This window comes from Flavivirga amylovorans, from assembly GCF_030540875.1.
GTDB lineage: Bacteria > Bacteroidota > Bacteroidia > Flavobacteriales > Flavobacteriaceae > Flavivirga > Flavivirga amylovorans.
The window spans coordinates 515,378-528,353 of record NZ_JAUOEM010000003.1; the positions used below are offsets into that span (position 1 = coordinate 515,378).

At 29.2% G+C, this 12,976-nt stretch carries 11 protein-coding genes; 10 read left to right on the forward strand and 1 reads right to left on the reverse strand.

The window, feature by feature from the left end; genetic code table 11:
* Positions 1-12 precede the first annotated feature (12 nt).
* The 10 genes from Q4Q39_RS10700 to Q4Q39_RS10745 all read left to right on the forward strand — a co-directional run bounded on the left by Q4Q39_RS10700 (position 13) and on the right by Q4Q39_RS10745 (position 10,920).
* A complete protein-coding gene (locus Q4Q39_RS10700; protein WP_303282451.1) occupies positions 13-1,122 on the forward strand; it encodes a DegT/DnrJ/EryC1/StrS family aminotransferase in 1,110 nt (369 codons plus the stop codon).
* Between the two features lie 128 nt (positions 1,123-1,250).
* Positions 1,251-2,729: an O-antigen translocase gene (locus Q4Q39_RS10705; protein ID WP_303282452.1), complete on the forward strand. Its 1,479-nt coding sequence runs from the start codon at positions 1,251-1,253 to the stop codon at positions 2,727-2,729.
* Between the two features lie 11 nt (positions 2,730-2,740).
* The gene (locus Q4Q39_RS10710; RefSeq protein WP_303282453.1) at positions 2,741-3,688 is read left to right on the forward strand and encodes a glycosyltransferase; all 948 of its coding nucleotides are present in this window, start codon (positions 2,741-2,743) and stop codon (positions 3,686-3,688) included.
* 15 nt (positions 3,689-3,703) lie between these two features.
* Entirely contained in the window at positions 3,704-4,807 is a 1,104-nt protein-coding gene (locus Q4Q39_RS10715) for a polysaccharide pyruvyl transferase family protein (RefSeq protein ID WP_303282454.1), read from the forward strand.
* 3 nt (positions 4,808-4,810) lie between these two features.
* Positions 4,811-5,959: a glycosyltransferase gene (locus Q4Q39_RS10720; RefSeq protein WP_303282455.1), complete on the forward strand. Its 1,149-nt coding sequence runs from the start codon at positions 4,811-4,813 to the stop codon at positions 5,957-5,959.
* Between the two features lie 24 nt (positions 5,960-5,983).
* The gene (locus tag Q4Q39_RS10725; protein ID WP_303282456.1) at positions 5,984-7,093 is read left to right on the forward strand and encodes a glycosyltransferase family 4 protein; all 1,110 of its coding nucleotides are present in this window, start codon (positions 5,984-5,986) and stop codon (positions 7,091-7,093) included.
* Positions 7,090-8,301, forward strand: coding sequence for a glycosyltransferase (locus tag Q4Q39_RS10730; RefSeq protein WP_303282458.1), 1,212 nt, complete (start codon positions 7,090-7,092; stop codon positions 8,299-8,301). The genes Q4Q39_RS10725 and Q4Q39_RS10730 overlap by 4 nt, the downstream gene beginning before the upstream one ends.
* A gap of 22 nt (positions 8,302-8,323) precedes the next feature.
* A complete protein-coding gene (locus Q4Q39_RS10735) occupies positions 8,324-9,418 on the forward strand; it encodes an EpsG family protein (RefSeq protein ID WP_303282459.1) in 1,095 nt (364 codons plus the stop codon).
* 10 nt (positions 9,419-9,428) lie between these two features.
* A complete protein-coding gene (locus tag Q4Q39_RS10740) occupies positions 9,429-10,340 on the forward strand; it encodes a glycosyltransferase family 2 protein (protein ID WP_303282461.1) in 912 nt (303 codons plus the stop codon).
* Positions 10,341-10,485: 145 nt separating this feature from the next.
* Positions 10,486-10,920, forward strand: coding sequence for an acyltransferase (locus Q4Q39_RS10745; protein ID WP_303282462.1), 435 nt, complete (start codon positions 10,486-10,488; stop codon positions 10,918-10,920).
* A gap of 87 nt (positions 10,921-11,007) precedes the next feature.
* Here Q4Q39_RS10745 and Q4Q39_RS10750 read toward each other — a convergent pair whose 3' ends face one another.
* On the reverse strand, positions 11,008-12,966 hold the full coding sequence (locus tag Q4Q39_RS10750) for a right-handed parallel beta-helix repeat-containing protein (RefSeq protein ID WP_303282463.1): 1,959 nt from the start codon (positions 12,964-12,966) through the stop codon (positions 11,008-11,010).
* Between the last annotated feature and the right edge of the window lie 10 nt (positions 12,967-12,976).

A 12,976-nucleotide genomic window follows, 5' to 3' on the forward strand; every position in this document is an offset into this window, starting at 1 on the left:
ATTTAATAAAAAATGGTTAAATTTCTTGATCTTCAGAAAATAAATGCACAATATGAGCAGGAGCTTAAAGAGGCTGCTAGCAGAGTTATTGATTCTGGGTGGTATTTATTAGGAAATGAATTAGAATCTTTTGAAACTAATTACACTAAATTTTGTCAAACAAAGCATGCTATTGGGGTTGCTAATGGACTTGATGCCCTAAGACTCATTTTTAAAGCTTATATAGAATTAGGAATCATGCAGACTGGCGACGAGGTTATTGTTCCTGCCAACACATATATTGCATCTATATTAGCCATTACTGACAATCATTTAGTTCCAGTTTTTGTTGAACCTAATATGGATACTTATAATTTAGATTCCAATAAAATTGAGCAGGCAGTTACATCTAAAACAAAAGCTGTTTTAACAGTTCATCTTTATGGGCAGAACTCTATTGATGATACCATGTTAGATGTTTGTAAAAAATATAACCTTAAGTTAGTTGAAGATAGCGCACAATCGCATGGAGCCTTATGGAAAGAAAAGGTTATGGGAAGTATTGGAGATGCTGCAGGCCATAGTTTTTATCCTGGTAAAAATCTAGGGGCTTTAGGCGATGCTGGAGCAGTTACTACTAATAATGATGAATTAGCTCAAGTCATTCGTACTTTAGCTAATTATGGGTCTTCTAAAAAGTATGAGAATGTATATCGTGGTCTTAATTCAAGATTAGACGAAATACAAGCAGCTTTTTTGAATGTGAAATTAAAGTATATCCATACAGATATATTAGGAAGAAGACGTGTTGCTAATTATTATTTGAAACATATTAATAACCCAGATATCATATTACCTGAAGTTTTAAATCAGAATAGTCATGTGTGGCATTTATTCGTAATAAGGACTTCAAAAAGAGAAAAACTACAAAAGTATTTAAATGAACATGGTGTGCAAACACTAATTCATTATCCTATTCCGCCTCATAAGCAACAAGCTTATATGGAATTTAGTCATTTAAGCTTACCAACAACAGAAAAAATACATAAAGAAGTATTGAGTTTACCCATAAGTGCTGTATTGAGTGAATCTGAATTAGAAAAAATAACAAAAACAATTAACCTGTATTCTACTGATAATTAATGAAAAGATTGCTTAACATTATAAAAAGAATAGGATTCGGTCTTCCTTCGTTAACTCTAAATAAATCGATTTGCAATATTTAAATCGTATTAGTTGGTCAAGGGATATAAACTATTTTAAAATCGAAAATGAACGAAGATAAAAAGTCTTACCGTGATATAATGAAGGCTACTTCTCTATTTGGTGGTGTTCAGGTTTTTAATATAATCATCTCCATAATTCGATCTAAAATAATAGCTGTTTTATTAGGACCTGGAGGAATGGGAATAGCTGGGCTATTTGGATCTTCCTTAGGTTTAATATCCTCTTTAACCAATTTTGGATTAAGAACAAGTGCTGTTCGTGATATTGCATCAGCCTATGAAACAGGCGATCAAAATCGTATTAGTAAGGTTACTATTATTTTTAAACGTTTAGTTTGGATAACTGGACTCTTTGGTACTCTTGTTGCCTTAATTTTTTCTAAAACATTAAGTAATTTCACTTTTGGAAATACTGAATACACGGTGGCTTTTATGTGGTTATCTTGTACACTTCTGTTTAACCAATTAGCTAATGGCCAAGGTGTATTACTCCAAGGTACCCGAAAGTTAAAGTATTTAGCTAATGCCAATATGATTGGGTCTGTCGTTGGGTTATTAGTAACTGTTCCTTTATATTATTATTATGGAGTTGATGGTATTGTTCCTGCAATGATAATGATTTCCATATTTTCATTAATAGTTACCTGGTATTTTTCAAGAAAAGTTACTATAGAAAAAATTAAAGTGACTCGTAAAGAGACCATTTTCGAAAGTAAAGGTATGTTGAAAATGGGTTTCATGTTAAGTCTAAGTGGGTTAATAGGCGTGGCAGCTTCTTATATAGTACGCGTTTATATTAGTAATACCGGAGGAATTGATGATGTAGGTTTATATAATGCAGGTTTTACCATTATAGGAACTTATGTTGGCCTGATTTTTTCTGCTATGGCTACAGATTATTACCCAAGACTTTCAGGAGTTGCCGGGGACAATAAAAAAGCAACACTATTAATTAATCAGCAAGCAGAGGTTGGCATATTAATTTTAGCTCCGATTTTAACCGTTTTTCTAATATTTATAAATTGGGTGATTATTATTTTATATTCAACAAAATTTATTGAGATTAGTGGTATGATACATTGGGCTGCATTAGGAATGTATTTTAAAGTAGCTAGCTGGTCAATTGGATTTATACTATTAGCTAAAGGTGCCTCAACTGTGTTTTTTTGGAGTGAACTAATAGCAAATATTTATATTGTGATATTTAATATTCTTGGGTATAAATACCTCGGATTGAATGGTTTAGGGGTCTCTTTTTTAATAAGTTATATATTCGCATTATTACAAACATATCTAATAGCCAATTATAAATATAGGTTCACATTTAATTTTGTTTTTTATAAAATATTTAGTTTTCAGTTAATACTGGGAGTCATCAGCTTTTTAATAATCAAATTCATCCCTACGCCTTGGGCATATATAGTTGGGTTACCTTTTATTTTTGTTTCTTGTTGGTACTCATTCAAGGAATTAGATAACAGATTGAACCTAAAGGAAATTATTTCAAAATTTAGAAAAAAGTAATTCAAAAAAATATGATAGAAATAGACTCTGAAGATACTACGAATGATTTAAAACCAATAGTATCAATTATTGTTATTACTTATAATTCATCAAAGTATATTTTAGATACTTTACTAAGTGCAAAAAATCAAAGTTATCATAATATTGAATTAATTATATCCGATGATGGCTCTACAGATGATACTGAAAATATTTGCAAAGAATGGATTGAGAATAACAAAAATAGATTTGTAAAAACAGAATTAATTACCGTACAAAAAAATACAGGTATTCCAGCTAATTTAAATAGAGGGTTAAACAAAGCAAAAGGTGAATGGATAAAGTTCATTGCCGGAGATGATATTTTAGACATTAATTGTGTACAATCTTACATGAATTTTGTAAGCAAAAATCAGCTAAAACCTTCATTTTTATTTAGCAATCTGGTTTTTTTCCAAAACTCTATAGACAATATTGTAAGAGTTGATCAAATTGATAAGTTGATTACAAAAAAACAGAAACATCAATTTTTAGACTATTTATGTGACAGGCCTACCATTACGCCATCTGGATTCATTTCTAAAGAAGTGTTGATCTCGCTAGGAGGATACAACGAAAAATATAGATTGCTTGAAGATGTTCCACTATTTATAAAAGCTTTGAAAAAGGGTATTCCCTTTAATTTATTAAATGAAAATCTGGTTTACTATCGAATTTCTGAAGTATCCATTTCAAATGATAGTGAAAACAGTAATTCTGTTTCTAAATTGTTTCTGCAATCGATCCAACAATATTATAATTTTGAAATCTATCCAGAATTACTAAAAAGGTTTTTAATATTAAATTATTTTAAGGCAAAAGTGAAATTTAGATTTGCTTCTACTGGAAAATATCCTAACAATATTGTAACAAAGATTATATATAAATCAATAATAAAACTTGCGTTATTTGAAAAAAAGGTACACCTTTTTTTCAAATAAAATAATATATAGATTATGAAAATCAAAACAATAACCTGCCACGAGGTCTATAATTACGGCGCTAGCTTACAAGAATATGCGCTAATTAAATACCTTGATTTTTTGGGTCATGAAACTGAAGCAATTTATTACAAGCCAGACTATTTAAGCAATCATCTAAATATATGGCGTATACCCAATGCCTCGCTTAAAACTCCAATAATAAAACATCTATATTTATTAGTAAAATTACCATCTAGGATTGGTGAATTAAAAAAGAAAAAAGCTTTTGATGTTTTTTCGGAAAAATATATCAAAACAGGCGATGTTTTATATAAATCAAATGAAGAACTAAAAGAAAATATGCCATCGGCCGATGCATATATTTGTGGTAGTGATCAAATATGGAATTCGTTTTTTCAAAATGGTAAGGACCCCGCATTTTATTTAGATTTTGCTCCTGATGGTAAACTAAAGGTTTCCTATGCTGCCAGTTTTGCAATTGATGAAATAGAAGAAGACTTAAAACCTTTTGTGAAAGAAAAAATTAAGCGCTTAAATTCTGTTTCGGTTAGAGAAACTTCTGGAGTTGATATTTTAAAACAACTTGAAATAAATGCAACACAAGTTTTAGATCCAGTTTTTTTATTCAGCAAAGAATACTGGAGTGATAGTTTTGTGTTTCCTATAAATGATAAATTTATATTAATTTACGATTTTGACAGCAATTCACTTATACAAAAATTAGCTTTAAAGCTAGCAAAAGAAAACGGGCTCAAAATTTTTGCAGTCAATAAGAATATAAAATATGCAGACAGTAATTTTTGGCAAAAAGGCCCGGAATACTTTTTATCCTTAGTAGCAAATGCCGAGCTTATTATTTCTAATTCATTTCATGCTGTTGCTTTTTCTCTAATCTTTAACAAACAATTTTTAGTTGTTAATAGAAAAGAAAAAATTAATACTAGAATGAGAGATTTGTTAGCTTTATTTGGTATTTCTAATTTATTACTAAATGATGAAAGTGATATAAAAAATCTAACTACAAAGCCAATTAATTCTTATGACTCTATTAATAATAAAATACATGATGCAATAGATAAGTCTAAACGGTTTTTAAAAGATGCTATAAGTAGCTAAAAAATGAAAAAGATAGTTTTTATCATAGAGTCTTTACACCATGGTGGAGCAGAAAAGAGTTTGGTAACTCTCTTAAATTTTATAGACTATAATAACTTTGATGTAAAACTCCTGTTATTTAGAAAAGGTGGTGAATTTGAAAAATTTGTTCCGAAAGAAGTTGGTATTACGTACATAAACCCGTTCGATGGAATTAATAAAGTTTACCTTTTATTTTTAAGAGCTCGTTTTTGGATAAATAAAAAATTGAATAAGAATAAACGATACCATAACGCTCAACTATTTTGGAAAACATTTGGTAATTCTATCCGAGCAAATAAAATTACTTACGATACTGCTATCGCTTACAATCAAGGGTTTGCTACATACTACGTTGCAGAAAAAATCTTAGCTAAAAAAAAATACTCATGGTTAAATACAGATTATATTAAAGCAGGTTATCAAGCATCATTTGATTATAACAAATATACTCAGTTTAAAAAAATAATTTGTGTTTCCAAAGAAAATGAATCAGCATTCATAAAATCTAATAAACTAAATAATAAGGTTTTACCAACAGAAATCATTAAAGATATAACCGATGATTTAGACATTAAAAAGAAATGTTTTGAAAAAACTGAATTTGATTCAAAAGTAGATGAATTCAAAATATTAACAGTAGGTCGTTTAGCAAAAGCTAAAGGCTTTGAATTAGCTATTAAAGCTTCTAAAATTCTGAGAGATAAAGGAATCGAACATAAATGGTATGTAATAGGAGAAGGTTCTGAGCGCGAGAACTTGGAAAGAATTATATTAGAGGAAAACTTAGAAAACACTTTTATATTATTAGGTTATAAAGAGAACCCTTATCCATACATAAATACTTGTAACATATACGTGCAAACATCATTATTTGAAGGGTTAGGTCTTAGTGTAATTGAGGCTGCAATTTTGCAAAAACCAATTGTAACGACTAATTTCCCAACAGCGCCGTCTTTAATAACTCATAATGAAACTGGTCTTATTTGCAAGATGGATCCACATGATATTGCTGATAATATTTTGGTATATATTGAAAATAAAGAATTTAAAAATAAAATCATAAATAACTTATCTAAATTGAAAAATGATGATAAAGAGAAGTCATTAGCAAAATTCAATAAACTAATTTAAATAAAACCTATTAATATTACTAAAATGAAACTTCTATATATTACAAATGGTGTTGATGGATCTGGAGGTTTAGAACGTGTTTTATCAATAAAAGCAAGTTATTTAGTAGATGTTTTAGGGTATGACGTAGATATAATTACGCTTAACCAATTAAGTTCGTCTCTATTCTATAATTTTAGTGATAAAATAAGCTTTCATAATATAAAAGCTAATGGTAATGTTTTTAAATACATTAAAAGTTATATAAGTGGTATACGAAATAAGGTAAAAGAAATAAAACCTGATATTATTTTAGTATGTGATGATGGTTTAAAAGGTTTTTTTTTACCACGCTTATTAGGTAAGTCTTCAATTATGATATACGAAAGACATGCCTCGAAAGATATCATTAAAAAAACCGACACTCCAAATATTTTTCAGAAACTAAAATTTAAAGTGCTGAATTTATTGATGCATAAAGGAGCTAAAGCATTTAATGCCTTTGTTGTTTTGACAAATGATAATTTAAATGAATGGCCTCTTAAAAATTCACATGTTATCGCTAACCCCCTTTCTTTTTATCCAGAAGAAAGAGCTCCTTTAGCTAAAAGAAAAGTTATTAGTGTTGGTAATCATGGGTTTCAAAAAGGTTATGACAGGTTATTAGAAAGTTGGAAACTAGTAGTAAGTAAATACCCGAACTGGAATTTGGAAATATATGGAAAAATAGATGCTCAAAAAAAACATATTAAATTAGCTGATGATTTAGGAATTAAAAAGAATATTTCTTTTTTCAATCCAGTTAAAAATATTCAAGATAAATATAGAGAAGCTTCTATATATGCTATGTCTTCTAGATCTGAAGGTTTTGGCATGGTGCTAATTGAAGCTATGGCTTTTGGACTTCCATGTGTTGCATATGATTGCCCATGTGGACCAAAAGATATTATTACAGAAAACAAAGATGGTTTTTTAATAGAAAATGGAAATATTAATGAGTTTGCAAATAAATTAATCCTTCTAATAAAAGAACAAGAATTGCGCTCTAAAATGGGATTAAATGCAAGAGAAACTGCCAAGAAGTATTTAGCTGAAAATATTATGTTAAAGTGGGAAGAGTTATTTAAAAATTTAAAAAAACAAAATACTTTATGAAAAATATCCTTTTAATTATGCCTTATGGTAGTGTTGGTGGTATGGAGAGGTTAGCATTGTCTTTTCATAACCACTATAAAAAAAAAGGGTATAACGTTAAAGCTATAAAGTTTATAAAACTACAATCTGATATTATAAATTTTGGAGAAGACGAACTATATTTTAAAGACAAAGATTTTTATCAAATGTCAAAGTCTGAACGTTTTAAATTCTATTCAACCGCTCCTAAGCTTTTACGTAAAGTTATAAAAGAAGAAAAAATAACCCATTCAATTGCTTTTGGCGATATGGCAAATTTTTTTAGTTCATTAACATTCACAAAAGAATTTAAAATTGCTAGTATTCATGCTTTAAAAAGTGTTGAGTTTTCGAATAAATCTTTTCTTAATTCTATATTTAGATTAAGCTATAAAACTACTTATTATTTCATTAATAAGGTCGTTTGTATAAGTAAAGATATCAAGCAAGATTTAATAAGTAAATGTGGTTTTAAGTTTTCTAATAAGTTAAGTGTTATATATAACCCTCATGATTTAGAAGAGATAAATAGGTTGTCAAAATTACAAATAGACGACTCAAAAGAATTAGAACTTTTTTCTGAAACTGAAAATCTGGTTCTCTTTTTAGGCCGTTTATCAATTCAAAAATCTCCTTGGCATCTTATCAAAGCCTTTTCATTAGTTTTAGCAGAAGACCCAAATTCCAAACTTGTTTTTATAGGAGATGGAGATAATGAAGTCCGAGAGCATTTAAATAAATTAATTGACGAGCTTAATATTTCTAAAAATGTCGTGTTTTTAGGTAGAAAAAGTAATCCATATAACTACTTATCTAAAGCTAAGTTATTGGCGCTTTCTTCTCATTATGAAGGGACCCCTAATGTTATAGTAGAGTCTATATGTGTTGAAACCCCAATAGTTTCTTCTTTTTGCACCAAAGGGATCACTGAGCTTATGGGATTTTCTAATATCACAGAAGTAAATGATAACATTGAAACAGAAAGCGGTATTGTAACACCTAATCTTTTTTTTGGTAAATTGGGCATCCCTACAAGTAATCAATTTATTGAAGAAGAAATAAAGTTATCTAAAGCTATAAAGTCTGTAATTAAGTCTAATAAATATCAAAGTGTATTGAAAAAAAATAAGGATTCTTTACTTGCCAAATTTGATATAGATATAGTAACAAAAGAATACTTGAAAAGTTAAAATATATTAATATATAACCAACATGATAAATTTTATCCCCTTAGAATATTATTATTCTCTTTATATTAATTTAATGTTGTTTTTGGTTTTATTTACAATTTTTCATGCCTTACTTTTAAATTTAGATGATACAAAAAACGTTAAATATTTAAGCTTTACGGGTAATTTAATTTTTCTGTTTTTAGTTGTATATATTGGTCTAAGACCAATAAGTGGCATGTATTTCGTTGATATGGCTACTTATGCGAGGCATTATTATAATTATGCATATGGGGCTCCCATCCTCTCAAGCCATGATTTAGGGTTTCATGCTTTTATGAAGTTTTGCTCTGGATGGATGCCTATTCATTTATTCTTTCTGGTTTGTGCATTTCTTTATATTTATCCCATGTATTATATTTCGAAACGCTTTTTTGGAAAATATTGGTTTTATTCTTTTCTAATGTTTGTTGTATCATTTTCATTTTGGACATACGGTGTTAACGGAATTAGAAATGGAATTGCTACTTCAATTTTTTTACTTGCCTTTTCTGTTAAGGATAAAAAAATCTTGATGGCATTGTTAATGCTTTTAGCTTGCTCTTTTCACAAAACACTTATGCTTCCTACATTAGCCTATATCGCAACTTTTTTTTACAATAATCCAAAAACATATTTAAAAATTTGGCTTATAGCCATTCCTTTATCATTGTTTTTAGGTTTTGTATGGATTTCTCTTTTCACAAAACTTGGCTTTGGAGATGACAGATTGGGTGGTTATTTAACTGGAGAAAAAGATGCGAAATTCGAAAATGTAGGATTTAGATGGGACTTCTTAATTTATAGCAGTTCCGCTGTTTTTGCAGGATGGTATTTTATATTCAAAAAGAAATTTACTGACCAAAACTATTATAGACTTTTTAATATCTATTTAATTTGTAATGCATTCTGGATTTTGGTTATAAGAGCTAATTTTTCGAATAGATTTGCATATATTTCGTGGTTTATGATGTCTATCATTGTTGTTTATCCCTATTTAAAATCTCGATTTTTTGAAAAGCAAAACTTAGCTTTAAGTAAAGTTATATTTCTTTATTTTGCTTTTACATACTTAATGTCATATGTATATTATGCTTAAAAATTTTTAAATGAAAAAAATAACTGTTTTTACACCAACTTTCAATAGAGCATATTGTCTGCCTCAATGTTATAAAAGTTTGATAAAACAAACTAACCAGGATTTTTTATGGTTGATTATTGATGATGGCTCTACAGATAACACTAGAGAGCTTGTTGAAAGTTGGATTAATGAAGAAAAAATATCTATTCAATACCATTACCAAGAAAATCAAGGCATGCATGGTGCACATAATTCCGCATACAGCTTAATAAACACAGAACTCAACGTCTGTATTGATTCTGATGATTTTATGCCAGACAATGCCATAGAAAGAATACTCACATTATGGCAGAAACATGGACATGGCAATGAAAAATATGCAGGTATTATAGGTCTAGATATAGATAGACAAGGAAATATTATAGGAACTCCATTTCCTGAAAACCTCAAAGAATGCAAATATTATCAATTAAAAAGTAAATATAATGTTGTTGGCGACAAAAAATTTGTCTATCGTACCGAAGTAATAAAAAAATATCCTGACTATCCTATTTTTAAAGAAGAACGTTTTGTTCCTCTTGGGTATAAATATATGTTAATTGATCAAGATTATTGGTTGTTATGCTTTAATGAGGTTTTTTGCGATGTTGAATACATGGAAGATGGTTCAAGTTTAAATATTTTTAACCAATATAAAAAACACCCCAAAGGGTTTGCGCATGAACGTAAACAACGTATGAAATATTCATATACCTTAAAAGAAAAATTTAAAAATGCCATTCACTATGTATCAAGTAGTATTATGATTAATAATTGGAAGTTTATTAATGATTCTCCAAAAAAAATGCTAACAATTATAGCCATACCTTTTGGAATTATTCTATATTTCTATATTATGAAAACTACGAAAAAAGGCGTTATGAAAAAAAGTAAAGAATAAATGTACAATGGCTAGCAGCGGTAGAGAAAAATTAAAGAAATTCAATCTTATTATTAAATTCTTAGTGATTCTTAATAAGGTTGTACCTAGGTTTATAAATAAAAGATTATTTATTTATTCCCGAAATATATCGGGTAGAATTGGTATGTTAATTAGATTTGTGATATTCAAAAACCTATCACTATCATGCGGTGATAATGTTTCTATACATGAAGGGGTTTTTTTAAAAGGTTTAAATACTATGGAAATTGGTACTAATGTTAGCATACATTCTATGTGCTATATAGACGGTACTGGCGGTTTAAAGATAGGAGATAACATATCTATAGCTCACTCAAGTACAATTATGACAACTGGTCATACTTATGATGATATATCTATTCCAATTAAATATAATAATGCCACTATGGATTCTGTATTATTAGAAGATGATATATGGATTGGTGCTGGCTGTAGGATTTTAAGTGGGGTAACTATAGGCACCAGAAGTATCGTTGCAGCTGGAGCTGTTGTAAATAAAGTTGTCGAATCGAATAGTATTGTAGGCGGTATACCTGCAAAAATTATTAAAAAAATATAGGCTTATTTAATTAGGTTTTTATAAAAAATACGGGCATATTTAACATATGCCCGTATTTTTTTGTATTTATAACTGTTATATCGGTTTTTAATTACAAGTGTTATTTTCCATAACAATAGAGTTAGTATCATTACCAGATCCATCTAATACGTCAATACATTCTACATTTTGCGGAGCACTCATTATATTACCTCTAAGAGCTATGTGAGAGTTTTGAGTTCTCAAATATAATGGAGGCTTACTGTTTGATGTAACTGTATTACCAATAATATTTATATTAGAGCAAGTATAAAATTCAAAATTTTTATTAAAAGAATTTTCAATTAAATCAATATTATTAGAAGTTGTCATAGTTGTTGTATTTCCACCTACAATAGTATTTCCTTTAAACTCAAGTAAGTAGTTTGCAGACTCAACAGTGTTATTAACATTTTGAAAAACAACACCAAACCTTACTACATCTACATTATTATCTCTAACAATAACATTATTTATTTCTGCTGCCATTGAAATACCAGCACTTTTATCTGCATTACTTTTAATAGTATTCCCATATACTTCACTGTTTTCAACACCAGCAACACCTTCAACGGCTATGCCTCGTCCACAATTATTAATAGTATTACCATATACTTTCATATTTGAGTTTGAGACTGAAATACCTGTTGCAAAATCCGTAACAGTATTGTCATATACATCATTGCTATGTACCGCACTACCTCTATCGGCACGTCCAGTAATGATTCCTGAACCGTTAGATTTCATAATATCCGACTTGGCAATAAGATCATTATTTCTAACTACACATTCAGTTGCACTTTGCAAAACAATTGGGTTTTCTAAAGTATTACCTTCAATTGTTACTCTATCTCCAATTGCAACTATAAAAGCTCCTTTTCTACTTCCTCTCTCTCTATTATTTCTTAAAATAATATTTTCTGCTAATTCATTTGGCTTTAATGCCTCAATATCAAGCCCCCAACCTGGAGCAGTACCTTGAGACTTTGAAGTATTAATACTAGCATCAATAAAATCAGAATCTTCAAGAGTCATTCCGTCTACTGCCGTTATTGAAACGTTATTTCTCCTATTCCTAATAAACTTACATCCAGTTACTAATAAATCTTTAGTTGGTCTATAATCTGGATTAACTGCATGTCCTTCTCCTTGTATATCTAAACCATCACCCATTGCATCCATCATTGTTACATTTTTAACTAATACAGAGTTACCTCCTCTAATAGTAAGTAAATGTCCCCAATCATGAACTGGGTATTGAGAATAATCATGTTCATCTCTATCTCCATGTAGGTTCCCTCCTTCTATGCGAATATTAGAACCTAAATGTACCGACAATAAGGTACTATAAGGGTAATCATTAGGTTGGACTCTTAGGTGCGTATTATCGGTCATGATAAAATTAAAGTCCGATGGAATTTTAACAGCCTGAAGTACTGGCATAGCATTGCTAGCGTCTCCTTCTACTTTAAAATACGCGTCAATTTCATCAATTTTAAAAGTTGTAACTCCTAAATCTTTCGATTGAATCATTAACTCATTTAATATATCTTTATTCTTTTTAGCAATTTCATCAGACACTTTGCCTTCAACGATACCCCATCTCTTTGGGTTAAAGCTAAAAACCTCGTCTTTAACCTGAGGGTTAGTTCCTCCAATGGTTAACGTAGAATTTAATATCTCTCCACCTATAATACTGTTGTCTCCAAAATTAAGTGTTCCATTAATAATATCTCCACCTTCATAATCTAGAGTAACTCCAGCTGGAAGGTTTATAGTTTTACCTTCTAAATCTAAAAGACAGTCTATGATTATTGTTGAATTTGGCTCTACATTATCTAATGTGAAATCACAAGGTAAAATAGTTTCAGTTTGATCAGGAGTCTCAGGGTCATCTTCATCTTCATCATTTGTAGTGTCTTCTTTAACAACTTCAACAGGTTCTACAAATAATTCGTCTTTATTACATGATATTAATGATATCGTTAATAATAAAAATAATAGCATAAGTTTTAAAATCTCTTTCATAGTAATCATA

Coding starts and splice junctions, on each gene's coding strand:
- Q4Q39_RS10710 (WP_303282453.1), top strand. CDS start 2,741: ATGATAGAAATAGACTCTGAAGATACTACGAATGATTTAAAACCAATA.
- Q4Q39_RS10725 (WP_303282456.1), top strand. CDS start 5,984: ATGAAACTTCTATATATTACAAATGGTGTTGATGGATCTGGAGGTTTA.
- Q4Q39_RS10735 (WP_303282459.1), top strand. CDS start 8,324: ATGATAAATTTTATCCCCTTAGAATATTATTATTCTCTTTATATTAAT.
- Q4Q39_RS10715 (WP_303282454.1), top strand. CDS start 3,704: ATGAAAATCAAAACAATAACCTGCCACGAGGTCTATAATTACGGCGCT.
- Q4Q39_RS10750 (WP_303282463.1), bottom strand. CDS start 12,966: ATGAAAGAGATTTTAAAACTTATGCTATTATTTTTATTATTAACGATA.
- Q4Q39_RS10745 (WP_303282462.1), top strand. CDS start 10,486: ATGTTAATTAGATTTGTGATATTCAAAAACCTATCACTATCATGCGGT.
- Q4Q39_RS10720 (WP_303282455.1), top strand. CDS start 4,811: ATGAAAAAGATAGTTTTTATCATAGAGTCTTTACACCATGGTGGAGCA.
- Q4Q39_RS10700 (WP_303282451.1), top strand. CDS start 13: ATGGTTAAATTTCTTGATCTTCAGAAAATAAATGCACAATATGAGCAG.
- Q4Q39_RS10740 (WP_303282461.1), top strand. CDS start 9,429: ATGAAAAAAATAACTGTTTTTACACCAACTTTCAATAGAGCATATTGT.
- Q4Q39_RS10730 (WP_303282458.1), top strand. CDS start 7,090: ATGAAAAATATCCTTTTAATTATGCCTTATGGTAGTGTTGGTGGTATG.
- Q4Q39_RS10705 (WP_303282452.1), top strand. CDS start 1,251: ATGAACGAAGATAAAAAGTCTTACCGTGATATAATGAAGGCTACTTCT.